General features: G+C 36.7%; 20 protein-coding genes and 1 pseudogene. 17 read left to right on the forward strand and 4 right to left on the reverse strand.

Annotated elements, in window-relative coordinates; genetic code table 11:
- The first annotated feature begins 196 nt into the window (after positions 1 to 196).
- The 7 genes and pseudogenes from ACQKN4_RS02370 to ACQKN4_RS02400 all read left to right on the forward strand — a co-directional run bounded on the left by ACQKN4_RS02370 (position 197) and on the right by ACQKN4_RS02400 (position 6,201).
- Positions 197 to 1,045 carry a recombinase family protein gene (locus tag ACQKN4_RS02370; protein ID WP_427482064.1) on the forward strand — a complete coding sequence of 283 codons (849 nt, stop codon included), beginning with the start codon at positions 197 to 199 and terminating at the stop codon, positions 1,043 to 1,045.
- A 281-nt stretch (positions 1,046 to 1,326) separates the two neighbouring features.
- Positions 1,327 to 1,530, forward strand: coding sequence for a hypothetical protein (locus ACQKN4_RS02375; RefSeq protein ID WP_427482067.1), 204 nt, complete (start codon positions 1,327 to 1,329; stop codon positions 1,528 to 1,530).
- 38 nt (positions 1,531 to 1,568) lie between these two features.
- Complete coding sequence (locus tag ACQKN4_RS02380) at positions 1,569 to 3,161, forward strand: recombinase family protein (protein ID WP_427482069.1); 1,593 nt, start codon at positions 1,569 to 1,571, stop codon at positions 3,159 to 3,161.
- A 289-nt stretch (positions 3,162 to 3,450) separates the two neighbouring features.
- Positions 3,451 to 3,783: a hypothetical protein gene (locus ACQKN4_RS02385; protein WP_427482071.1), complete on the forward strand. Its 333-nt coding sequence runs from the start codon at positions 3,451 to 3,453 to the stop codon at positions 3,781 to 3,783.
- Between the two features lie 400 nt (positions 3,784 to 4,183).
- A pseudogene (locus ACQKN4_RS02390) lies at positions 4,184 to 4,645 on the forward strand (ABC transporter substrate-binding protein); the annotation flags it as partial.
- A gap of 1 nt (position 4,646) precedes the next feature.
- Positions 4,647 to 5,414 carry an ABC transporter ATP-binding protein gene (locus tag ACQKN4_RS02395; RefSeq protein WP_079559726.1) on the forward strand — a complete coding sequence of 256 codons (768 nt, stop codon included), beginning with the start codon at positions 4,647 to 4,649 and terminating at the stop codon, positions 5,412 to 5,414.
- Positions 5,407 to 6,201: an ABC transporter permease gene (locus tag ACQKN4_RS02400; protein ID WP_427482073.1), complete on the forward strand. Its 795-nt coding sequence runs from the start codon at positions 5,407 to 5,409 to the stop codon at positions 6,199 to 6,201. Before ACQKN4_RS02395 ends, ACQKN4_RS02400 begins: the two co-directional genes overlap by 8 nt.
- A gap of 238 nt (positions 6,202 to 6,439) precedes the next feature.
- Here ACQKN4_RS02400 and ACQKN4_RS02405 read toward each other — a convergent pair whose 3' ends face one another.
- Positions 6,440 to 6,643: a YlaI family protein gene (locus tag ACQKN4_RS02405; RefSeq protein ID WP_079559728.1), complete on the reverse strand. Its 204-nt coding sequence runs from the start codon at positions 6,641 to 6,643 to the stop codon at positions 6,440 to 6,442.
- Between the two features lie 11 nt (positions 6,644 to 6,654).
- Positions 6,655 to 7,155: a hypothetical protein gene (locus ACQKN4_RS02410; RefSeq protein ID WP_079559729.1), complete on the reverse strand. Its 501-nt coding sequence runs from the start codon at positions 7,153 to 7,155 to the stop codon at positions 6,655 to 6,657.
- A gap of 182 nt (positions 7,156 to 7,337) precedes the next feature.
- Between ACQKN4_RS02410 and ACQKN4_RS02415 the strand changes: the two genes are divergently transcribed.
- The 3 genes from ACQKN4_RS02415 to pyc are packed head-to-tail and all read left to right on the forward strand — an operon-like array spanning position 7,338 to position 12,310.
- Positions 7,338 to 7,619 carry a YlaN family protein gene (locus tag ACQKN4_RS02415; RefSeq protein ID WP_079559730.1) on the forward strand — a complete coding sequence of 94 codons (282 nt, stop codon included), beginning with the start codon at positions 7,338 to 7,340 and terminating at the stop codon, positions 7,617 to 7,619.
- Positions 7,620 to 7,678: 59 nt separating this feature from the next.
- A complete protein-coding gene (locus ACQKN4_RS02420) occupies positions 7,679 to 8,863 on the forward strand; it encodes an FtsW/RodA/SpoVE family cell cycle protein (protein WP_079559731.1) in 1,185 nt (394 codons plus the stop codon).
- Positions 8,864 to 8,875: 12 nt separating this feature from the next.
- Positions 8,876 to 12,310 carry a pyruvate carboxylase gene (gene pyc / locus ACQKN4_RS02425; protein ID WP_427482076.1) on the forward strand — a complete coding sequence of 1,145 codons (3,435 nt, stop codon included), beginning with the start codon at positions 8,876 to 8,878 and terminating at the stop codon, positions 12,308 to 12,310.
- Positions 12,311 to 13,005: 695 nt separating this feature from the next.
- Here pyc and ACQKN4_RS02430 read toward each other — a convergent pair.
- Complete coding sequence (locus ACQKN4_RS02430; RefSeq protein ID WP_079559733.1) at positions 13,006 to 13,929, reverse strand: COX15/CtaA family protein; 924 nt, start codon at positions 13,927 to 13,929, stop codon at positions 13,006 to 13,008.
- Between the two features lie 335 nt (positions 13,930 to 14,264).
- Between ACQKN4_RS02430 and cyoE the strand changes: the two genes are divergently transcribed.
- The 7 genes from cyoE to ACQKN4_RS02465 all read left to right on the forward strand — a co-directional run bounded on the left by cyoE (position 14,265) and on the right by ACQKN4_RS02465 (position 21,805).
- Entirely contained in the window at positions 14,265 to 15,182 is a 918-nt protein-coding gene (cyoE, locus tag ACQKN4_RS02435) for a heme o synthase (RefSeq protein ID WP_079559734.1), read from the forward strand.
- A gap of 100 nt (positions 15,183 to 15,282) precedes the next feature.
- Positions 15,283 to 16,371 carry a cytochrome c oxidase subunit II gene (gene coxB, locus ACQKN4_RS02440; protein WP_427482079.1) on the forward strand — a complete coding sequence of 363 codons (1,089 nt, stop codon included), beginning with the start codon at positions 15,283 to 15,285 and terminating at the stop codon, positions 16,369 to 16,371.
- 39 nt (positions 16,372 to 16,410) lie between these two features.
- A complete protein-coding gene (gene ctaD / locus ACQKN4_RS02445; RefSeq protein ID WP_079559736.1) occupies positions 16,411 to 18,294 on the forward strand; it encodes a cytochrome c oxidase subunit I in 1,884 nt (627 codons plus the stop codon).
- Positions 18,294 to 18,920, forward strand: coding sequence for a cytochrome c oxidase subunit 3 (locus ACQKN4_RS02450; protein ID WP_079559737.1), 627 nt, complete (start codon positions 18,294 to 18,296; stop codon positions 18,918 to 18,920). The genes ctaD and ACQKN4_RS02450 overlap by 1 nt, the downstream gene beginning before the upstream one ends.
- Before the next feature lies 1 nt (position 18,921).
- Positions 18,922 to 19,266: a cytochrome C oxidase subunit IV family protein gene (locus ACQKN4_RS02455; RefSeq protein WP_079559738.1), complete on the forward strand. Its 345-nt coding sequence runs from the start codon at positions 18,922 to 18,924 to the stop codon at positions 19,264 to 19,266.
- A 757-nt stretch (positions 19,267 to 20,023) separates the two neighbouring features.
- Entirely contained in the window at positions 20,024 to 20,947 is a 924-nt protein-coding gene (gene ctaG / locus ACQKN4_RS02460) for a cytochrome c oxidase assembly factor CtaG (protein WP_079559739.1), read from the forward strand.
- Between the two features lie 396 nt (positions 20,948 to 21,343).
- Positions 21,344 to 21,805, forward strand: a complete 462-nt coding sequence (locus ACQKN4_RS02465) for a DUF420 domain-containing protein (RefSeq protein WP_079559740.1) — start codon at positions 21,344 to 21,346, stop codon at positions 21,803 to 21,805.
- Positions 21,806 to 21,865: 60 nt separating this feature from the next.
- On the opposite strand, the gene ytvI is transcribed toward ACQKN4_RS02465, so the two are convergent.
- Positions 21,866 to 22,930 (reverse strand): sporulation integral membrane protein YtvI, encoded by a 1,065-nt coding sequence (ytvI, locus tag ACQKN4_RS02470; RefSeq protein WP_427482083.1) that lies wholly within the window; start codon positions 22,928 to 22,930, stop codon positions 21,866 to 21,868.
- Positions 22,931 to 23,115: the final 185 nt, after the last annotated feature.

The raw sequence follows: 23,115 nt of genomic DNA on the forward strand, positions 1-23,115 counted from the left end.
ATAAGACTGGAGGGAACTATATAAACGACCAATATCGTGTTGTAAAAGTAAGTTACTCTGAAGAATTATCATCCGAATCTGAATTATGGTTTAGAAGATTTATTGAAAAAAGACTTCTTGATCATGTTGCCAAAAATGATTATAGACTCCGAGCTTTACTGATTAGTAGAAAATAAATTTACGAAAGGATTATTACATGAAGGAAAAAAATTTGATTATTGTTTATAGCCGAGTGAGTTCCGCTGCTCAAAATCTTGAATTACAAGAAGCGGCTGCAAATCGGTATCTTGAGTCAATGGGATATAGTGGAGAAGAAAATTTTATTATTAGACTAGATGATCACGATGTTTCAGCTACGAAATTAAAAATGGCTCAAAGACCAAGTTTAATGCAACTAATTCGTTTAATTAAAGAAGGTAAAGTTAAAACAATAGTTGCTTATAAACGGGATAGGTTGGCAAGAAATTTTTACGAATTCGTCGATATAACAAAAATTTTTATTGAATATGATGTCGAAGTCATTTATACAGCTAGTAATGAGCCACCATTTAAGAAAAAGTTAGCTTTGGAAGCTTTTTACGGGATGTTTGCACAGATGGAAGGCCAGAATATCAGTATACGTACTGCGGATGCGAGAAAGCAATATCCATCAAATATTTTTGGATATAAACGAATTACTTATGAGACAAGTAAACCACGTTACATTGTTAATGAGGATCAGAAATGTTTGATTGAATCATTAGTCACGGATTTCAGTAAGGTTACAAATGAAGAACAGTTCCTTGATTATTTAATGATTAAAAGAAAAGGATTAAAAGATCCAGACAAGATAATTAAAATCTTAACAAATCCTTTTTATTCAGGGCATTACGAATCAAAAAGTCATTATCAGGTGCTACTTAGGAAACCGAAAGGAAATGTAGTAATTACATTCTTACAAAAACTGCTTTCCTTAAATCGCTTAATATCAAGCGGTTTAGAGCATAATCATTCGGTTTCTCAACCATCTTGGAATTCCTCGATGGTTAAAAAACCGAACCCTTAAATTTATTTATGGTCAAAAAACCGAAAATTTAAACCTGAGAAAATACATTTCCTTAAATGACTTAAAATATAAAGGTATAAAAAATGAATAAACGCAAAGGGATAACCCCATGGAAGGTTTACACAAATGTGTAGATCTCTCTGTGGGGTTTTTCTTTTTAAAGAGAACTAAAAAGGTGTGGAATTAGGTGTTGTTATAAGAAGATTTTGATAATAAGTAACTAATATTATCAATTCAAAGCGAATACACTTTAACAACCCATAACATCGGAGTGATTTATTATGAAGGAAGTAAGTCAGCACCAAACGTTGGGTGAAATTAACATAGGTGGCGTAAAGTATTTACACAAACCAGACGATAAATTTGATTTCCTAAAGGATATTTCAGGTAACGAAGTAAAAATACATCTAAAATTTACTAAAGATAAAGAAAAAAGAAAAGAAGCAAAAAATGCATTAAAAACGTTTTTTTTAGAGATATTATAAATATCTCTTATTAAGGCGAAAGAAACGGGTGTGTAAAAATGAAACGAGTTTGGTGTCTTTTTCGAGTATCGAAGAAACAACAAGTCAGTACAGATGATGATATACCGATGCAAAAAAATTCTTGTCATCAATTCGTAAAAAATAAACCAAATTGGATAATAACAAATGAGTTATATGAAAAAGGAGTATCTGGTTGGAGAAAAACGGTAAATGAACGAGATGAAATGGCAATACTAAAAGAAGGCGCATTAAATAAAGAATTTGACGTTTTATTGGTTTTCATGTTCGATCGTTTAGGTCGTAGAGAAGATGAAACACCAGTAATGGTAAATTTTTTAATTCAGAACGGTATTGAGGTTTGGTCTGTAAAAGAGGGCCAAAGAAAAATTGAGTCTCATATTGATAAGCTTCTAAACTATATAAGCTTTTGGCAATCGGATGGAGAAAGTCAAAAGACTTCAATTAGGGTAAAGGAAGCAAAGAAGCAGCTAAGTGAACAAGGCTATTTTCAAGGTGGTTCTGCTCCGATTGGCTACAAAATAGTTGAAACAGATGAGCAGCATTGGAAAAATAGAGAACGTCGAGTTAAAGAACTAGTGCCAGATGAATCTGAATCTGAAATGATTAAGTTGATATATACGTTATATGTAAACAAACATATGGGTTATCGAAAAATTGTTGATTATTTAAATGAAAATGGATATCGAAATAGAGAAGGTAAAGTTTTTACGGTGAGTACTATACAGAAAATATTATCAAATTCAATTTACATTGGATTAAAGCGATATAAAAATGCTGTTGGTGGTACGCAACCATATAACGAAAAATTAAGAATTATTTCAGATGAGTTATTTAGTCAGGCTGAGCAAATAAGAAATAATAGGAATAGCAAAATTACCGAACAAGACAAATCAAATATACCGAGAACAGGAAAATTACTATTCTCTGGTTTAGCATATTGCAAATATTGTAGTTCAAAATTAACCCCTAATTATCTATATAGAAAAACAAAATATAACAATAAAGAGGGATATTATAAAAATACAATTTACCGATATAAATGTCCTTTAAATAAAGGGAAATTACATTGTGACCATCAACAAAATATCTGGGGCGGAAAGAAATTCGATACTCTAATTATTGATAAGATAAAAGTTATCTTATCACAATTTGAAATGAGTTCTTTCCTTGATACAAGCAAAAGTATGAAAGTGGATTTGCTAAAGCTAAAGGAACGGAATGTTCATAACTTAGAAAAAGAGTATTTAGCTTTAACAAAGCAACATGAAAAATTAAACCTTGAAATTGGGAAAACTTTAATCGGAGAAAGTTCTTTTACTGCTGAGCAGTTATCAGGAGCGATTAACGCAGTTGAAAAGCAAATAGAAGAAAAGTCATCACAATTAAATTCTTTGAAAGCAGAATTAGAAAAAGAAAGAGAGAACTATTCTGATGTGAATTACTTGGCAAATGAATTAGAAGATTGGGAGCGAAAATTTAATGAAGCAGACGATGATCTAAAAAAAGCAATGCTCTCAAGAATAATTAATAAGGTTTATTTAGGGAAAAATGAAATAGAAATTGAACTGAATATATGGTTGTCCGATTATTTTGAAGGGAAGTTTAATTAGAGTATCTAGATTTATAATTATTTTGGTTTTATGGAACAAATGTACTTCTGTGATTTTGATTAAAATCCTGTGTTGATATGCAGGATTTTTTCTTATGCCACAATCGGGCCAGATTGTGGAGAAACCTTTTAATAAGGATAGTACTCATAATCTAATACCACTAGTGAGTATATTGTGAAAAATACGAAAGCTAGTGGAGAATGTTTACTAGAAGAAAGAAAATAGATGAGTATTATATTAACAGTATTGATAATCTTAAAGAGAAAGTTGATAACTTAAAGGACACTTTTTGGTATTAAAAGAATTTATTGATTATTTTAGAGGTAAGAGTTGCAAGGTAATTGGTTTAGAAAAGATTAAAGATGAATGGATTTTACTATATAAGCTGGATACTGGATCATCATTGTATATTATGTTTAACAAACTAGAAAAGTTTAGACCAGATTGGAATTTTGGGATATTATCAAGTGTTTATTCAGATTTTCATTATAAGTCTGGAAAAAAATTTAAATATGTTCATATTGGAGATATTCAAGGCAGTGAGAAGAATAATGGATATGGTTCATTCTTAATGAAATATCTGCAGAAAGAGATTGTGATACAAAATTTTACACATATCTAAAATTGTCTTCAGAGATTGGGATCACATTAATAGACTAGAACATTTCTATAAGAAACACGAATTTACTGTAAAGTTAAATTATGATATTAAAAATGGTGAGATTAAATGGGTGAAATTTTTCTCAAAAAGTATATACCACAAACGGGCGCGATTATGGAGCAACATAGGGAGAAATCATTCAAACTTTTCTGTAAAAACGAAATTTAGGGCTGTTGATTAAAATACAAATCAATAGTCATTTTATTAAATAGGAAGAAAGTCTAATCGAATTCAATACATTTATAACATACTGATTAGCAAATCATTTTTGTTAAGTTTATAAGTGATTACGTATTTTCCTCAAATAATGCAAATTACTTCGGTTAGTTATCGTTTTTAGTAGTGTTTTTTGTTAACATTAGCCTTTGCTTCTGGAACAGGGGACTATGTACAACTATTTGAGCCGACAGCAAGTATGTTTGAGAAAGAAGGTAAAGGCTATATTGTCGCTTCGTTTGGTACTGAATCTGGGCAATTGCCGTATACATCGTTTATGGCGAAAAGCAGCTATTTAAAGGACAAAGCGAAGACAGTTCAAGGTTTCACAAATGCCTTGAAGCGAGCACAGGATTTTGTGCAAAAATCGAGTGCAGCAGAAATAGCGAAAATTATTCAGCCATACTTTGAAAATGTAGATATTGAATTAATCGAAACAGTGGTAGAGCGTTATAAATCACAGGGTTCCTATGCTACAGATCCTATTTTGGATAAAGGGGAATGGGATAACTTGCAAACGATCATGGGAGAAGCGGGTGAACTTCCTCAAAAAGTGGATTATGAAAAGCTTGTAAATACAACCTTTGCTAAAAAGGCAGCTGAGTAATATGGAATTTTTAAAAGTAAAAAATATTCACCATAGCTATTTTTCGAAAACGCAGGCAAAAGAAGTTTTACGTGATATCAATTTAGATATTCGTGAGGGTGAGTTTGTTTCTTTTATAGGACCGAGCGGATGTGGGAAAACAACGTTATTATCAATTATTGCGGGCTTATTTTCGTCTACAGAGGGCAAGGTATACATTGATGGTGAGGAAATTTCAACACACAATCAGTCTCTCATTGGCTACATGCTCCAGCAAGATTATTTATTTCCTTGGAAGACCATTGAAGAAAATGTCACTATTGGGTTGAAAATCATGGAACGAAGTAATAAAACTCATAAAGTAACTGCAAATGCACTTTTGCAAGAAATTGGTTTGCCGCATGTAGGGAACAACTATCCGAGAGAGTTATCTGGTGGCATGCGTCAACGTGTAGCACTTGCAAGAACTTTAGCAGTGGACCCTAAAATTTTATTGCTAGATGAACCATTTTCGGCACTTGATTATCAGTCTAAATTAAAACTGGAGGATTTGGTTGTTGAAACGTTAAAGGCCTATCAAAAAACTGCAATTCTTGTGACACATGATATTGGTGAAGCAATTGCGATGAGTGAACGGGTATTTCTGTTTTCTGCCAATCCGGGTACAGTGCATAAAGTATTTGAAATACCTTCAGAGTTACAAGAGCTGTCACCTTTTGATGTTCGACAGCATCCAGCGTATTCAGACATATTCCAAATTATTTGGAAGGAGCTGGAGAGTCTTGGATAATACAATGTTTAAACAGTATCAGCAAATGTTAAAAAAAGAAAAGCGCTATGTTCGATTATATCAGCTTATTATCTTACTCGTATTTTTCGGTGGGTGGGAGCTTCTATCAAGAGTTGGGTGGGTTGACCGTTTAATTTTTAGTTCTCCAACGCGCGTGTGGCAAACATTGGTAGAAAAAGTGGGCGATGGTACGTTAACACTTCACGTTGGCGTTACTTTAATGGAAACGATTATTGGCTTTATTGCTGGAACACTACTGGGTACATTAATAGCAACAGTATTGTGGTGGTCATCGATGCTGTCAAAGGTACTAGATCCATATTTAGTTATTTTAAACGCTATGCCGAAAGTTGCTTTAGGACCCATTTTAATAGTCGCCCTTGGTCCTGGTTATTTTTCTATTATAGCGATGGGCGCTTTGATTTCAATCATTATTACAACCATCGTGGTTTATACGGCTTTTAAAGGGGTTGATCCTAACTACAGCAAAGTATTACAAACTTTTGGGGCAACCAGATGGCAAATATTTAAAGAAGTTATTTTACCTGCTTCCTTCCCAACGATTATTTCTACTTTGAAAGTAAATGTAGGACTTTCTTGGGTAGGTGTCATAGTTGGTGAATTTTTAGTTGCCTCAAAAGGGCTTGGTTATTTAATTATTTATGGTTTTCAGGTGTTTAATTTTAATCTTGTGCTTATGTCACTTCTCATCATCGCCTTTTTTGCGACGATTATGTATCAGGTTGTCGAATTGATTGAGAAGGCGATTATAAAAAATAATGGTTAAATGTTAAAGGAGGTGTCTCAAATAATGAGTCGCCTCCTTCGTGTTGATAATATTCCGATAAAAACAGAAATTGTTCCGATAAAACGAGATAATATTCCGATAAAAGTTAAAATTGTTCCGATAAAATGAGATTTTGTTCCGATAAATCTTGGTGAGTAGCCTGAAACGGAAATCACCTTTTTTTCAATATGATAAAGGAGGTGACGCAAATAATGGGTCACCTCCTTCGGCTGATCAGTTAAAATTCTTTATCCATCTGTGGTGAAGTACGATAAAAACGGAAATTTCCTGTTTCAATGCGTGCGACGGTATTATCTTCAATACGGTCATGACATGTTTCACACATATACGTATGAATTGGTCGATTGCGTAATTTTTTTGCTAACGGTAAATTATCATCTAAATTGTTAATAGTATCGCAAATAACGCACTTTACGCGCATTGCATTCCCTCCTACTCAGCACGAATAGCTAATACATTTTTGATAGGGTTGTCTACATTTGAACCGTCTCTAAATAGCACATGAACAGGACCATCTTCCATTAATGGCTTACCATCTTGGCTATATTTTAAAATTAATGTATAAGCTTCTTCGATTGTAAATGGATATTCTTTGTTATCTTCACATTCAATGACGATTGTTGTTGCTTCAGGTTTAATATCAGCATTTTTTAAGAAGTGACTTAATTCGATTCCGAAAGTGCCTGTTTCCATCCCTTTGCGGTCGAATTTTCGTTCTGATTTCAATGTTGGTGGGAAAGTAGCTCCTTCCATAATCTCACGTGACCAGTGAGCACCTACCTCACGCATATATTTAATATCCGAATCTTCTTCAACTTCTTTTGTGTCGAAATACGTTTTTAAATCTAATTTACGATCATCGAAAATCCAAACAGTGGGATCTAATGTTAATTGGAATGTAACTGCGCCCTTAATAGGAATTATTGTTTCCATTATAGAAATCCTCCTTAAATCTTGTATATCCATGAAATAGTATAACGCTAATGACTAGAGATAATAAAGAAATATAATTCGATTTCTCTATTTTCCAATGTATACACTTGCATTTTTAACGACTAAAAGATAAACTTTATTAAGATAGAATCGAAGAAATATCAGATAATGGGGGCGTCCTCATGGATACTAAATCACAAACTTCTTTTCAAGAGAAGGCTTTGGAGCTTTTAGTTGCTGATGCAGATAAAATTGCTCGCCTCATTCGAGTACAAATGGATCATTTAACAATGCCACAATGCCCTCTATATGAAGAAGTATTAGATACACAAATGTTCGGCCTTTCACGTGAAATTGAATTTGCTGTTAAGCTTGGACTCATTGAACGCGAAAAAGGCAAAGAAATTCTCGATTCACTCGAGAAAGAACTTTCTGTACTACATGACGCGTATACAGACAAATAAAAAGAAAAAACTCAAACGCATTTGCGATTTGAGTTTTTTTTCTAGAATGAGGTTTTCCGATGAAACAATATTTAAAACGTTATGCACAAAATTTTGATTACCCGTTGTTTTTTACTGTTCTATTATTAAGCTTATTTGGTTTAGTAATGATTTATAGCTCCAGTATGATGGTGGCGATTGCACAAAAAGGAGAAGCTCCAGATTTCTATTATCACAAGCAAGTAATCAATTTAATTGTAGCTTTTTTTGGTTTATTAGTAGCAGCATTTTTCCCGTATAAACATTATGCGAATAAAAATGTAATGTTGTTACTGACGGCTGTGTTAGTTGTTCTATTTACTTGGGTAAAAGTTGCTGGTAACGGTGATACGGCAGGGATAGGTTCTAAAAGTTGGATACATGTTCCGGGTTTTGGTAATTTTCAACCTTCTGAATATGCGAAGCTATTTATAATTTTATATTTTGCTGCAGCTTTTTATCGGAAAGGACAGAAGTATACGCTTGAAAAGCTACAACCAAATGAAATATTTTATCCTATATTCCTCTGGATTCTTGTTGTTGCGGGTGTAGCATTTGAAACCGACTTGGGAGCAAGTATTATTCTATGTGGAATTGCGGTTAGTGTTGTAGCAGCGAGTGGTATCCCATTTAAAACATTTTGGAAGTTTTTTGGAGTGTTGGGCGCGTTTGGAGGAGTCATTTTTGGTATACTAATGCTGTTTAAAGGAAATATGTTAACGACAAACCGTTTAGGACGTCTTAAATCATTCATTAACCCGTTTGAGTATGAGACTGGTAGTGGTCACCAAGTTGTCAATAGTTATTATGCCATTGGCGGAGGCGGTTTAGAAGGAAGAGGTCTCGGTCAATCAATTCAAAAATTGGGGTATTTACCTGAACCACAAACCGATTTTATTATGGCAATTATTATGGAGGAACTAGGAATTTGGGGAGTTCTTATCGTTTTAGGTGGTTTAGGGTTTATTGTATATAAAGGGTTTTCGATTGCGTTGCGCACGAAAGATCCACTAGCACGTATGATTACGGCTGGTATTGCGAGCTGGATTGGCTGGCAAACGTTTATCAATCTTGGGGGTGTAACTGGGTTAATCCCGTTAACCGGTGTCACGCTACCTTTTATTAGCTATGGCGGGACATCTATAATTATTCTATCTTTAGCGATGGGAATATTAATCAATATTTCTATGTTTGAAAAGGTAGAAAGGAGAAAGACACAATCATAAAGGGGGATATCAATGGAATCAATCAACAAAATTCTCGTAGCCAATCGAGGAGAAATTGCAATTCGTATTTTCCGTGCATGTACGGAGTTGAATATCCAAACTGTAGCCATTTATTCGCGGGAGGACAGTGGGGCATTCCATCGTTTTAAAGCAGATGAAGCCTATTTAGTAGGAGCTGGCAAGAAACCAATTGATGCTTATTTAGATATTGAGGGCATTATTACGATCGCGAAAGATGCTAATGTTGATGCGATTCATCCAGGTTATGGCTTTTTATCAGAAAACGTAGAATTTGCACGTCGATGTGAAGAAGAGGGGATTGTTTTCATTGGACCTACTTCTCAGCATTTAGATATGTTTGGGGATAAGGTGAAGGCGCGTGAACAAGCAATTGCTGCAGGTATTCCTGTTATTCCAGGTACAGATGGTCCAGTAGCTAATTTAGCGGAGGTAGAAGCTTTTGCTAGCGCATATGATTATCCAATTATGATTAAGGCAGCACTAGGCGGCGGTGGTCGAGGGATGCGCCTTGTTCATACAAAAGAGGAGCTAGCGTCCTCCTATGAACGTGCAAAATCAGAGGCGAAAGCAGCATTTGGCTCTGATGAGGTGTATGTAGAAAAGGCGATTATTAAGCCAAAGCATATTGAAGTCCAAATTATTGGCGATCAACAGGGCAATATCATTCATTTATATGAACGTGATTGCTCGATTCAACGTCGACATCAAAAGGTTGTAGAAATCGCACCATCTAATTCAATTTCGGAGGATTTAAGAAGCCGAATTTGCGATGCTGCGGTTCAATTAATGAAAAATGTCTCATACATAAATGCAGGGACAGTAGAATTTTTAGTTGCAGGCGATGAGTTTTATTTCATCGAGGTCAACCCTCGTATTCAAGTAGAGCATACGATTACTGAAATGATTACGGGTGTTGATATTGTGCACGCCCAAATTAAAGTGGCAGCAGGGTACGGTCTCCATAGTGAGGAAATTCATATTCCACAACAGGCAGATATTCCAATGATCGGCTATGCGATTCAAGCGCGTGTCACAACGGAAGACCCAGCTAATGATTTTATGCCTGATACAGGGAAGCTTATGGTGTACCGTTCAAGCGGTGGTTTTGGCGTTCGATTGGATGCCGGCAATGGCTTCCAAGGAGCTGTTGTAACGCCGTACTATGATTCGCTACTAGTTAAAATTTCAACGACAGGGATGACGTTTAAAGAAGCGGCAGCAAAAATGGACCGAAACTTAAAAGAGTTCCGTATTCGTGGGGTGAAAACGAATATTCCATTTTTAAATAATGTTGTAACGCACGATAAATTTTTAACGGGTGCATTTGATACAAGCTTTATCGATTCAACACCTGAATTATTTAATTTCCCTGAGCGCAAAGACCGTGGGACAAAGCTCTTAAGCTATATTGGCAATGTGACACTAAATGGCTTCCCTGGTGTAGAGAAGAAGTCGAAACCAATTTTTGTGCAGCCGAGCATCCCAAAAGTCGATAAATTAATCGTTCCTCCGGCAGGGACAAAGCAAATTTTAGATGCCCAAGGAGCAGATGGGCTTGTGAAATGGATTTTGGAGCAAGAGGATGTGCTATTAACGGATACAACTTTCCGAGATGCACACCAATCACTTCTTGCAACACGTGTGCGTTCACAGGATATGTTCGAAGTTGCAGATGCAACAGCGCGCATGATGCATAATTTCTTCTCACTAGAAATGTGGGGGGGCGCGACGTTTGATGTGGCGTACCGTTTCTTAAAAGAAGACCCATGGGAGCGTCTTGCTAAGCTACGAGAACAAGTACCGAATGTACTATTCCAAATGTTATTGCGTGGTGCGAATGCAGTTGGCTACACAAATTACCCAGACAATTTAATTCGTGAGTTTATCGCTGAATCAGCGGCATCAGGCATTGACGTATTCCGTATTTTCGATAGCTTGAACTGGATTAAAGGAATGGAAGTAGCCATTGATGCAGCACGTCAATCAGGTAAAATTGCTGAAGCTGCGATTTGTTACACAGGAGATATTTTTGATGAATCAAGAGCGAAATATTCAGTTCAATACTACAAGGAAATGGCAAAAGAGCTAGAGGCAGCAGGTGCCCATATTTTAGCGATAAAAGATATGGCTGGATTATTGAAGCCAGAAGCAGCTTATCGTTTAATTTCAGAGTTGAAAGAGACGACAAGTCTGCCAATCCATCTGCATACGCATGATACAAGTGGCAATGGTATTTATTTATATGCCAAGGCGATCGAAGCAGGGGTAGATATCATTGATACGGCGCTCGGTTCAATGGCAGGTTTAACATCACAGCCAAGTGCAAACTCCTTGTATTATGCAATGAAAGGCGGTAAGCGCGAGGTTCGTGCCGATATCGATGCGCTTGAAAAGTTATCGTACTACTGGGAAGATGTGCGTAAATACTATAAGGATTTTGAAAGCGGCATGATTAGCCCGCATTCAGAAATTTATGTCCATGAAATGCCAGGTGGTCAGTACAGTAACTTGCAACAGCAAGCCAAAGCAGTTGGCCTTGGAGATCGATGGGAAGAAGTGAAGCGTATGTATTCCCGCGTAAACCTTCTATTTGGCGATATTGTCAAAGTAACCCCATCTTCGAAAGTAGTCGGTGATATGGCGTTATTTATGGTGCAAAATGATTTAGATGAAAACTCTGTCCTGACAAGAGGGCAAACAATCGATTTCCCAGATTCTGTGATTGAATTCTTCCAAGGCTATTTAGGACAACCACATGGTGGCTTCCCAGAGGCACTTCAAAAGGTTGTGTTAAAGGATCGTGAAGCAATTACGGTACGCCCTGGCGAACTACTAGAGCCTGTGAATTTTGAGCAATTAGAGGCGATACTAGAGGGAAAATTAAATCGTCCTGTGACAAAGCAGGATGTGCTAGCGTTTGCTTTGTATCCTAAAGTGTTTGAAGAGTATGCAAAAACAGTGAATTCCTTCGGCAATATTTCGGTATTAGATACGCCAACATTCCTTTACGGGTTAAAACTAGGCGAAGAAATCGAAGTCGAGATCGAAAAAGGAAAAACACTAATCATTAAACTTGTTTCTATTGGTGAACCGCAGCACGATGGTACGCGTGTTATATATTTTGAGCTAAACGGTCAATCTCGTGAATTAGTGATTCAAGATATGACTGTCGAAGTAGATGGCAGTCTGGCATTAAAAGCAGACCCAAACAATCCAAATCAAATTGGCGCAACGATGCCTGGAACGGTCTTAAAAGTAGTCGTATCGAAAGGAAGCCATGTAAAACGTGGGGATCACTTATTAATTACCGAAGCGATGAAAATGGAAACAACCGTCCAAGCGGCGAAAGACGGTATCGTGAAAGAAGTATACGCTCATGCGGGCGATGCTATTTCAACAGGTGATTTGTTAATTGAAATTGAATAATTGATAATAAAGAAGGTTATTAGAGGGCTTTTACAGCATACTAATAACCTTTTTTTATGGCTCATCACCATAATGTGTGGTTGATTTCCGTTACGGCTGGGCGCTTTGTTGCTGTCGCTTCGCTTTCGCACAGTTAAAACATTTGTTGTTGCTGTCGCTTCGCTTTCGCACAGTTAAAACATTTGTTGTTGCTGTCGCTTCGCTTTCGCACAGTTAAAACATTTGTTGTTGCTGTCGCTTCGCTTTCGCACAGTTAAAACATTTGTTGCTGCCGCTTCGCTTTCGCACAGAGCAGAGCTTCCTGGGGGCGTCCGATGAGCCGCTTGGGCCAACAGATGTTTTTTGCGTGAAAGCGTAGTGCTAGCGTAGCGGCAGGATGTTGGTCACGAAGGCGTTATCACAGGACGTGATGCCTTTAGCCTTCGTTCCTCTATATCGCGCTAATCCTCAAGGAGTCGCCATCCTTCACTCCAATCAACTAATATATAGAGCATATATTTTTAAGCTTTTTGCTTATGAGCCTTTTTTATCTTCATTCAGAAAATATTTTTGTAGCGAAAGCACACCGAGGCAACAACTAATTTTGCTATATTGTAATAATAAACTTGTTGATTTTTATAGACATAAATGGTAGAAGTGTTTGCCGAAATAAAAAAGATTCACTACTTAAAAATGTAGCGAATCTTTTTCTACTATTATTTGCTTTTTTCATTATAATTGCTACGTGCAACTAGCATTATCATGTAACAAAGTAGACCAAATAGAATTGAAATGAATAATGAATGAAGTAATGCGACTGTTAAATTCAATTTAGTTAGGACTACTAACATACCTGCGATCATTTGTAAAATTACTATAGTAAAAGCAATAATCCAGCCATAGTAAATAACGCGTTGATTTTTATATTCTTTTACAACGTGCCAAGTTATGTATGCAATCCAAATGAAAAAGATAAGAACTGCTAGGCGATGTCCCATTTGCACCCATTCGTACATATTATTAAAAGGTGCGAATGGTGTTTCATTATAGCAAAATGGCCAGTCAGGGCATATTAAGCTAGAATCTGTATGGCGAACAAGCGCCCCTGTATAAACGACTAAATAAGAATAAATTGTGACAGCAATTGTATGCCAACGTAACTTTTTACCAATAAATACGTTATCGGCATCAAATTTCCGATCGACTTCAAATACAATCATAGAAAGAAGGAGCACAGCAGCAAAGGAAATAAGAGAAATCCCAAAGTGGAGGGCTAATATGAAATCGCCTTGTCCCCACAACACTTGAGCTGCTCCAATAAGAGCTTGTGCGATTAAGAAAAACATCGCTAAGAAACCTAATAATTTTACTTCTCGAATATGACCGAGTTTACGCCATGTCCAAACTGTTAACGCAAGAATTGAAATAGATACAACTCCAGTTACAAGACGATGAGAAAATTCAATTAAGACTTCTGGTGTTATTTCTTTTGGAATAAGAGAACCATTACAATCAGGCCAATTTCGACCACAGCCTAAGCCACTATCTGTTTTGGTAACGAGTGCTCCACCTAATAAAATAAGAAGCATTCCAACTGTAGCGGCAACAGCAAACCATTTCATATACTTGTTGTGTTGCATAAAATGAGTCACCTACTTTATCTATGAACATTACATGAAAGTAATGTTTCTGCTAATAGATGATATCGAAAATACAGGTAAAAAACAACTTGTAAAGAGTAGGGAGTATTAGATGTCGATTCCATTTCACAAATTGTTCATAATTTCGTACTCTAACCTTCACAATTCATTTTGGAAAATGATTTACTATAGATATGTTGTTTTTATTATATTTCTAGACAAAGCTAATTTTTACAACTTCATCTAAATTTCACTTAATGTCTAGAAATCAATCGCAAATTTCGCTATAGTAATTGGTAGCGGAATATGCTTACAAAAATGAAAGGAGAGGTATCATGTCAAACGGTCGTGCACTGACGGCTACTAGAAATGGTGGACCAGCATCAACATCTGTTGTGAAAGATTTCTTAGCACTGATAAAAATTGGAATTGTTAACTCGAATCTTGTCACAACGTTTACAGGGATGTGGCTGGCATTTCAATTTACTAGTAGACACTTCTTGCAAGAGCTTGATGTCATATTGTTCACCATGCTGGGTGCAGCATTGATTATAGGTGGCTCGGGCGCAATGAATAACTTTATTGATCAGGATATTGACCCAATCATGAAAAGAACGAAGGCAAGACCGACAGTAACGGGTAGATTTAAGCCGAATTTTGTACTGACCATTGCCCTCTCATTTTTAATTGTAGGTGAAATTTTGTTATTTGCGGCATCGTTTGCGGCCGGCATGTGGGGACTTGTAGGAATATTTGCTTATGTTGTTCTGTACTCAATGTGGTCAAAGAGGAAGCATGTTAGTAACACGGTTGTAGGAAGTATTTCGGGGGCAATCCCACCAGTTATTGGGTTTGCAGCTGTTGAGCCTACATTAGGTGCTGGAGCACTTGCCTTATTCCTGATCATGTTTGCATGGCAACCACCGCATTTTTATGCACTTGCTATGAAACGTACTGAGGAATATCGTGCAGCTAATATACCAATGCTACCAGTAGTAAAGGGATTTAAACGAACTAAGTACTCAATGTTATTCTGGATTCTTTTATTATTACCGTTACCTTTCCTTTTACCGGAGCTTGGGATTGGCTTCTTAATTCTTGCGACTGCATTGAACTTGGGCTGGTTGATTCTAGCTTTTAAAGGCTTTACGACAAAAGATGATATGAAATGGGCAAATAAAATGTTTATCTATTCTTTGAATCATATGACCATACTATTTGTATCCATCATAATTTTTGCGTTGTTTAGCTAAATGTAGGAATTCTTTCTTTTCTTAAAGAATTCATATAGACAGAACTGATGTCCTAGGTACACATGAAAATACAACAAAGAAAGAGGGGTTTAATTAAGCTATGATGAAAGGGCTTAAAAAGTGGCGTCTTTTTTCACTACTAGCAGTGATGATGGTTTTCCTTTCTGGTTGTGGTGAAGATTATATTTCTGCACTGAAACCATCTGGTCAAGTAGGTAAAGAACAATTTAATCTATTAATGCTAGCTACTGGAATTATGACGTTAGTTGTAGTAGTAGTATCCGTTGTCTATTTACTTGCATTCTTAAAATTCCGCCGTGCAAAAGTTGGCGAAAATGTTATTCCTAAGCAAGTAGAAGGAAGTCACACTCTTGAAGTGATTTGGACAGTTATTCCAATTATTTTATTATTAATCTTAGCTGTACCAGTTGTTACGGCTACTTACAAATTTGCAGATGTTGCTGCGATGGACGAAGTAGATGAAAACGGTGACAAAACAGCACTTACAGTAAATGTAACTGCAAAATTATATTGGTGGGAGTTTGAATACCCTAACCAAGGTATTGTAACGGCACAAGAATTAGTAGTACCAACAGGTCAAAAAGTTTACTTTAACTTAAAAGCTGCCGATGTTAAGCACTCATTCTGGATTCCTGCTATAGGCGGTAAAATGGATACGAACGTAGATAACTTGAACAAGTTCTATCTAGAATTCGATAAAGAATCAAAAGACCTTAAAGACGGCGTATTCTATGGTAAATGTGCTGAGTTATGTGGTCCTTCACATGCATTAATGGACTTCAAAGTTAAAGCATTAAGCCCAGATGCATTCGATACATGGGTAGCTTCAATGAAAGCAACAGATGGTAAAAAGGCTGACAAAGCTTCAACAGATTTAGGGGAAGCAACATTTGCTCAGAGCTGTATGGGTTGTCATGCTATATCAGGTACAAGTGGTGCAGGCACACCAGGTCCTAACTTAGCTACTTTTGGTGACCGTAACCGTGTTGCTGGTTTCTTAGAACATACTGAAGAAAACTTAAAAGATTGGATTCAAGATCCTGGGAAATTCAAACCAGGTAACTTAATGATGAATCCAGACGGCACTGCGCCAATTTATGGCGACTTAACTGACGAAGAAATTCAAGCTCTTGCAACGTATATCATGGGCTTATCTGTTGAGAAATAATTTTAGTTTTATGTAACAAACTTGAGGGAGGTAAAAGTTGTGAGCTCATACACACAGAAAAAGGGCTTTGGAGCAACTGTCTGGGACTACATTACAACTGTTGACCATAAAAAGTTAGCAGTAATGTATTTATTAGCCGGTACACTGTTCTTTGCTATCGCTGGTTTTGAAGCGTTATTAATGCGTATTCAATTAATGAAACCAAATAACGACTTCGTATCAGCTGGTTTTTTCAATGAATTATTAACAATGCACGGAACAACGATGTTATTCCTAGCTGCGACTCCATTACTATTCGCATTTATGAACATGCTTGTACCATTACAAATTGGTGCGCGTGACGTAGCATTCCCGTTCCTTAACTCTTTAGGGTTCTGGTTATTCTTCCTAGGTGCAGTATTCCTTCACCTATCATTCTTTATGGGTGGCGCTCCTGATGCGGGCTGGACATCTTATGCATCATTATCTTTATATTCTCCTGGACATGGTATTGACTTCTATGTTCTCGGTTTACAAATATCAGGTGCAGGTACGTTAATTTCAGGTCTTAACTTTATCGTTACGATTATTACAATGCGTGCTCCAGGTATGACATTTATGCGTATGCCATTATTCACTTGGACTTCTCTAGTATCAAGTGCATTAATCCTATTCGCATTCCCTCCATTAACAATTGGTTTATTAATGATGTTATTTGACCGTATGTTCGGTGGTAACTTCTTTGACCACTTAATGGGTGGTAACACAATTATTTGGGAACACCTATTCTGGATCTTCGGACACCCAGAAGTTTATATCTTAGTATTACCAGCGTTCGGTTTATTCTCTGAGATTATTCCAGCGTTCTCTCGTAAACGTTTATTCGGATACTCTTCAATGGTATTCGCAACAATTTTAATCGGTTTCTTAGGGTTCATGGTTTGGGCTCACCACATGTTTACAGTTGGTCTTGGGCCAACAGCTAACGCAATCTTTGCTGTTGCAACAATGGCGATTGCGGTTCCGACAGGTATGAAAGTATTCAACTGGATCTTAACTATTTGGGGCGGATCTATTAAAGTTACAACACCAATGCTTTATGCACTTGGTTTCATCCCGTCATTCGTTGCGGGTGGTGTTACAGGGGTAATGCAAGCATCTGCACCTCTTGACTACCAATTACACGATTCTTACTTTATCGTTGCTCACTTCCACTACGTAATCGTTGGTGGTATCGTAACAGCGTTATTTGGTTCAGCGCACTTCTACTGGCCAATTTTCTTCAACCGTATGTTAAACGAAACACTTGGTAAAATTACTTTCTGGGTATTCTTTATCGGATTCCATTTAACGTTCTTCGTTCAACACTTCTTAGGTTTAATGGGTATGCCACGTCGCGTATTCACTTACATGGAAGGTCAAGGTTGGGATCAGTTTAACTATATCTCTACAATCGGTGCATTAATGATGGGTGTAGGGGTTATCTTAATGGTAATCAACTGCTTAATGTCAATCAAAGGCAAACCAGCAGGTCGCGATCCATGGGGCGATGGACGTACTTTAGAATGGTCAATTCCACAACCAATCCCATTCTATAACTTCCGTCAAACACCTCTTGTTCGTGGTTTAGATCCTTGGTGGATTGAAAAGCAAGAAGGTAATAAAGAAGTTACATTTGCTGAGCCAATCGGTGATATTCATATGCCGAACAACTCAGCTATCCCATTTGTTATTTCTATGGGTTTGTTTATCGCGGCATTCGGTGCTCTTTACAACCCAGATGCAGATAAACCATGGTCAATTTATATTTTAATTGCTGGTCTTGCAATTACATTTGGTGCTATGATTTTCCGTTCTGTTAAGGACGATCACGGCTTCCACTTACACAAAGAAGAAATTCTTGAAATTGAAGAACATCTTTACGGCAAAGGAGGAAATAAATAATGGATTTCAATACTAAATTTACTCCTCATACTTGGCCAGATCATCCTGAACAAGCGACGATGGAAGGGAAAAATAAAGTTGTTGGTTTCTGGATTTTCCTTGCCTGTGAAGTTGTACTTTTCGCAAGTTTATTCGCTACTTACCTAGCGCTTAAGAACAAAGGGCCAGCTGGCATGGAGTTCACAACACAAGATTTATTTGAATTACCTTTAGCTTTCGCTATGACGATGTTATTATTAACATCTTCACTAACGTCTGTTTATGCCATTTACCATATGCGTAACTTTAACTTTAAGGCTATGCAAACTTGGCTTGGTATAACATTACTTTTAGGTCTTGGATTCTTAGGTCTTGAAATTTATGAATTCAATCATTATGTAGGTCTTGGTTTTACATTTGACCAATCTGCATTCTCAACTGCGTTTTATTCATTAGTTGGTACACATGGTTTCCACGTAACATTAGGTCTTGTGTGGATTGCTACGTTAATGCTTCGTAATGCTAAACGTGGTCTTAACTTATACAATGCACCTAAATTCTTCGTGGCTGCATTATACTGGCACTTTATCGACGTAGTTTGGGTATTCATCTTTACAGTAGTTTACTTGATGGGAGTGATCGGATAATATGTCATCACACGATACACCTATAGTTGCTAAGTCACAGGCACAATACGAGTATGATCGTCATCATAATGCCGTTCATATGCGTAAACAAGTAATTAATTTTGCGATGATGATTTTCTTTACGTTTATCGCATTCGCAGTAGTTGCAGCTGATTTTTCTAAATACTTAATATTACCGCTTATTTTATTGCTTGCTGGAGTTCAAGTTGTTCTTCAACTTTACTCTTTCATGCACTTAGAAGACAAAAAAACACACTTCGGTGGTGTAATTGGCTTCTTCATGTGGATGGGTATTTTAATCGCATTTACATTCTTCTTAGCATTTTTAACAATCATTTGGTGGTAATCATCAAAAAAAGCACGTTCTCTACTTACTGTAGGAACGTGCTTTTCTTTTTGGGTTCTGCTAAAAAGTTAAATGGATGAAGAGTAATAATTAGTGGTAGATAGAAAAACCTAACACTGCTTTCATATGAGCTTAAAACGTTGTTTAAAAATGCTAAACATGTACACCTTGATTTCTTTTGTATGGGGTTAAGCACTTTATTATTTTGAGCAGAGGCACCTTACCTTATATAAAAAGACGACAAGCAAATAAAAATGTACATTTCTGTGCGGACATTTATACTTTAATTAAAGTTTTCATTTTATACAAGTTGATTGGAGTGGAGACTGGGCGACTCCTTGGGGATCAGCGATATAGAGGAACGAAGGCTAAAAACATCACGTCCTGTGATAACGCCTTCGTGACCAACATCGTGCTGCTGTCGCTACGTTGCACTCACGCTTTCGCGCAAAAGACATCTGTTGGCCCGAGACCCTGCAGAGAAGCGAAGCGGCTCATCGGGCGCCCCCAGGAAGCTCTGCTCTGCGCGAAAGCAAAGCGCCCAGTCGGAACGGAAATCAACCCTGCGCTATGTTGATAGCCACGAGAAATAAGATATTCTTCAGGATGATTTATAGTTTTTAACATTTTTTCAATAGATGAACTAGCTTGTATGAGTAATATATTGTGGTTAGTAATTTGTTCACCTTTCGTTCATTGCAGAATGTTTGTAAGCGTTCTATAATAGGGATACTGAAGTTAAAGGAGTGCGTTTTGTATGCCACTTAGTATATTTGGTTTCCAAGCTTTATGGAGCCCATACTTAATAGGGGTTCTTGTATTTATAACAGTCATCTATTTTCTAGTCACAACAAAGTGGCGCAAGGATTTTAAAGTAAGTGAGCCTTTGAAAAAAGGAGAGGCTATTTATTTTGTACTGGCGATGGTAACGATATATATTATTAAAGGATCTCCAATAGATTTAATGGCGCACATTATGTTTACAATGCATATGGTGCAAATGGCTATTTTATTGTTACTTGTACCGATTTTCTTAATTAAGGGGATTCCTTGGTGGGTATGGAAAGTTGCGATTGAAGCACCAGTTGTTAGATCTTTATTTAAAGTATTTACATTTCCCGTCGCTGCAGTATTTGTGTTTATTGGTCTATTTTCTTTCTATCACTTACCTGCAGTGCTAGACTACATTAAATTAAACGAAACTCTACATGGTACATATACATTTGTATTATTTGTTTCTGCTGTCTTAATGTACTGGCCTTTGATTCAAAAGATGCCAAATCAACCACAAATGAAGCCTTTGCATAAATTAGCCTATATCATTGCGAATGCGGTATTAATTACACCTGCGTGTGCGTTAATTATTTTTGCGCCAAACGCTATGTATGAAACATATACAAATGGTGAAGCATGGCTAAAAGCAATGGAACTTTGTGTACCAGTGGCCACACTTTCTAGCTTATCTCTTTCAGGGCCAGAGCTCTTTACAAATATGACACCTGTTGCTGATCAGCAACTAGGCGGCGTTTTAATGAAGATTTTACAAGAGATTATTTTTGGGGTATTACTAGGGGCGATTTTCCTTAATTGGTATCGTGCAGAACAAAAGGATCCGGATAAAATTACTGCCGATGCTTTAAAAGAGCATCAAAAGAAATGGGAAAGCCAGCAGCAACATTAATTGTAAAATAAAGAAATTTAACTTCTTTCAACAGGTGTCCAAATACCTGTACCTGTCGCTACGCTTTCGGTACAAAAGATACTTGCTGAAATAGAGGAACTCAGTCTAAGAGCGCCACATCCTGTGGCAACGACTGAATGACCAACATCGTGTTGGCCTAGAGCCTCCGGCGGATGCCACGGAATCGGAAAGGAGTTCTTAGGGGATGTTAGCCTAAAAACATCGCATCCATGCAATAACGGCTAACTGACCTGCATCGGTAAAAACGCCACGTCCTGTGGCATTACCGAAATGATCGACATCGTGTCGGCCCTCATGCAGGCCTAAGCACAAAGCCGATTCCGGACGTAATTATGCCGGGGCATAATTGATTTTAAAGTATAAGGGGTTTTGTCAATGGAATTGCAAATTTTGCCTACTATAAGTACATCATTCATTGTTATTAGTGCTGTACTTGTAGCTATTGGTTGGGGCTTAATTATAAAAAGAAAAGTTGAGGCACATAAAAAAGTAATGCTTGCAGCAGGTGTCGCAGCACTTATCTTCTTTATTATTTATGCTTCACGTACAATCTTTATTGGTAACACAGCGTTTGGTGGCGGAGAAGATTTAAAACCATATTATACGTTCTTCTTAATTTTCCACATTACGCTTGCAACAACTGGAGCAGTATTTGGGATTGTTAGTATCATCTCTGGTTTGAAAACGAATCTTAAGCTTCACCGTCGTATTGGACCGATTACAAGTATTATTTGGTTCTTCGTAGCTATTACCGGAGTTCTCGTTTACCTGTTACTTTATATTTTATTTGAGCCAGGTGAAACAACATCTGTCATTAAAGCTATTTTAGGCTTTTAACTTCTTTCAGCTGGTGTCATTGTGCTGAAGCATAATTGATCAAAAAGATCTCCCTCCTTTTTATTTTTGAGAAGGAGGGAGATTTTTTATGGATGTTTGATTAAATAGGGATATGACAACAACAAAGAGTAAAGGGCCGATTAAAATACCAACAAATCCAAACATTTCAAAACCGATATACATTGCAATAAAGGTTGTGAGTGAGGAGAGTCCAACTTTATTTCCAATCACTCTAGGTTCAATCATACGTCGAACTAAAAATAGTGCGATTGTTAATACGACTAGCATAACAGCAAAAATATAATCACCTGTAAAGGCTTTGTATAGTGCCCAAGGAAGAAGCAAAATGAATGAGTCTAAAAAAGGAACGAAGTCTAAAATGACTAGCAAGAGTGATAAAACGAGTGGAAATGGAGTTTTAAGAAAATAAAAAGTCCCAAAAGATATAGCTAAAATACAAATACCAACAAAAAATTGTGCTTTCATAAAACCAAATAAAGCAAGTTTCACACGCTGTCCAATAAATAGAATTTTTTGTTGATAGTGAAACGAAATAGGTGCTAATATTTTCCGGTTAATATTCGGTAGTTCTAAAAGAAACATATATAACACAATCCAATAAACAAAAATATCAAACAAACGAGAAGTAATATACGTAAGTAAAGATGACCAAACATTCACATTTGTTAAAGAAAGAGCATATTTCTCAATTGAAGAAAGAACTTGTGTTATCATAAGTTGAATTTGTATAACAAGATCTAAGGGCAAACGATGCGTGTAGTTGGAGAGCTTGGATTGCATTTGAATCCATATTGCTGAGAGCTGATTGAGGTACTCTGGAATATCAATGATAAATATTGAAAATTGTTTCCAGCTTATAAATATGATGAGAATACATAATAATAATGTCACAATTGAAAAGATCATAAAAAAAATGGATGCGACTATTTTTCGTTTTTTTCGGAACCGTTTACTAATTCGTATGATGACAGGTTCCAATAATAATGCAGTTACGTAGGCAAGCAGTATAGGTAATGACAGGGATATAAACCAGAGAATTGCAATTCCAGCCGCTATAACGATTATCGGATGGCGAAAAAAAGGGCTTTTTAAAAATTGTAACATTTATCTCACCTACATCATGTAAAAGATATAGTTAGTATGAGAAGAAAAAAATTTTTTACTCAAAATAAAAAAGACTGGACCACCAGTCTTTTCAGTTTAGCTATTGCACTGCATGCTATTGCCGTTACTGTTACCTGATAAAAAATAAAATGATTTCGATGTTTAATCGACATATATGCACCGTG

Source organism: Lysinibacillus sp. NPDC093692 (assembly GCF_050280125.1).
Lineage (GTDB): Bacteria > Bacillota > Bacilli > Bacillales_A > Planococcaceae > Lysinibacillus.

What these genes read in the sequence shown, in the direction of transcription:
- ACQKN4_RS02370 (WP_427482064.1), top strand. Translation starts at nt 197, where the DNA reads ATGAAGGAAAAAAATTTGATTATTGTTTATAGCCGAGTGAGTTCCGCT.
- ACQKN4_RS02375 (WP_427482067.1), top strand. Translation starts at nt 1,327, where the DNA reads ATGAAGGAAGTAAGTCAGCACCAAACGTTGGGTGAAATTAACATAGGT.
- ACQKN4_RS02380 (WP_427482069.1), top strand. Translation starts at nt 1,569, where the DNA reads ATGAAACGAGTTTGGTGTCTTTTTCGAGTATCGAAGAAACAACAAGTC.
- ACQKN4_RS02395 (WP_079559726.1), top strand. Translation starts at nt 4,647, where the DNA reads ATGGAATTTTTAAAAGTAAAAAATATTCACCATAGCTATTTTTCGAAA.
- ACQKN4_RS02405 (WP_079559728.1), bottom strand. Translation starts at nt 6,643, where the DNA reads ATGCGCGTAAAGTGCGTTATTTGCGATACTATTAACAATTTAGATGAT.
- ACQKN4_RS02410 (WP_079559729.1), bottom strand. Translation starts at nt 7,155, where the DNA reads ATGGAAACAATAATTCCTATTAAGGGCGCAGTTACATTCCAATTAACA.
- ACQKN4_RS02415 (WP_079559730.1), top strand. Translation starts at nt 7,338, where the DNA reads ATGGATACTAAATCACAAACTTCTTTTCAAGAGAAGGCTTTGGAGCTT.
- ACQKN4_RS02420 (WP_079559731.1), top strand. Translation starts at nt 7,679, where the DNA reads ATGAAACAATATTTAAAACGTTATGCACAAAATTTTGATTACCCGTTG.
- pyc (WP_427482076.1), top strand. Translation starts at nt 8,876, where the DNA reads ATGGAATCAATCAACAAAATTCTCGTAGCCAATCGAGGAGAAATTGCA.
- ACQKN4_RS02430 (WP_079559733.1), bottom strand. Translation starts at nt 13,929, where the DNA reads ATGCAACACAACAAGTATATGAAATGGTTTGCTGTTGCCGCTACAGTT.
- cyoE (WP_079559734.1), top strand. Translation starts at nt 14,265, where the DNA reads ATGTCAAACGGTCGTGCACTGACGGCTACTAGAAATGGTGGACCAGCA.
- coxB (WP_427482079.1), top strand. Translation starts at nt 15,283, where the DNA reads ATGATGAAAGGGCTTAAAAAGTGGCGTCTTTTTTCACTACTAGCAGTG.
- ACQKN4_RS02450 (WP_079559737.1), top strand. Translation starts at nt 18,294, where the DNA reads ATGGATTTCAATACTAAATTTACTCCTCATACTTGGCCAGATCATCCT.
- ACQKN4_RS02455 (WP_079559738.1), top strand. Translation starts at nt 18,922, where the DNA reads ATGTCATCACACGATACACCTATAGTTGCTAAGTCACAGGCACAATAC.
- ctaG (WP_079559739.1), top strand. Translation starts at nt 20,024, where the DNA reads ATGCCACTTAGTATATTTGGTTTCCAAGCTTTATGGAGCCCATACTTA.
- ACQKN4_RS02465 (WP_079559740.1), top strand. Translation starts at nt 21,344, where the DNA reads ATGGAATTGCAAATTTTGCCTACTATAAGTACATCATTCATTGTTATT.
- ytvI (WP_427482083.1), bottom strand. Translation starts at nt 22,930, where the DNA reads ATGTTACAATTTTTAAAAAGCCCTTTTTTTCGCCATCCGATAATCGTT.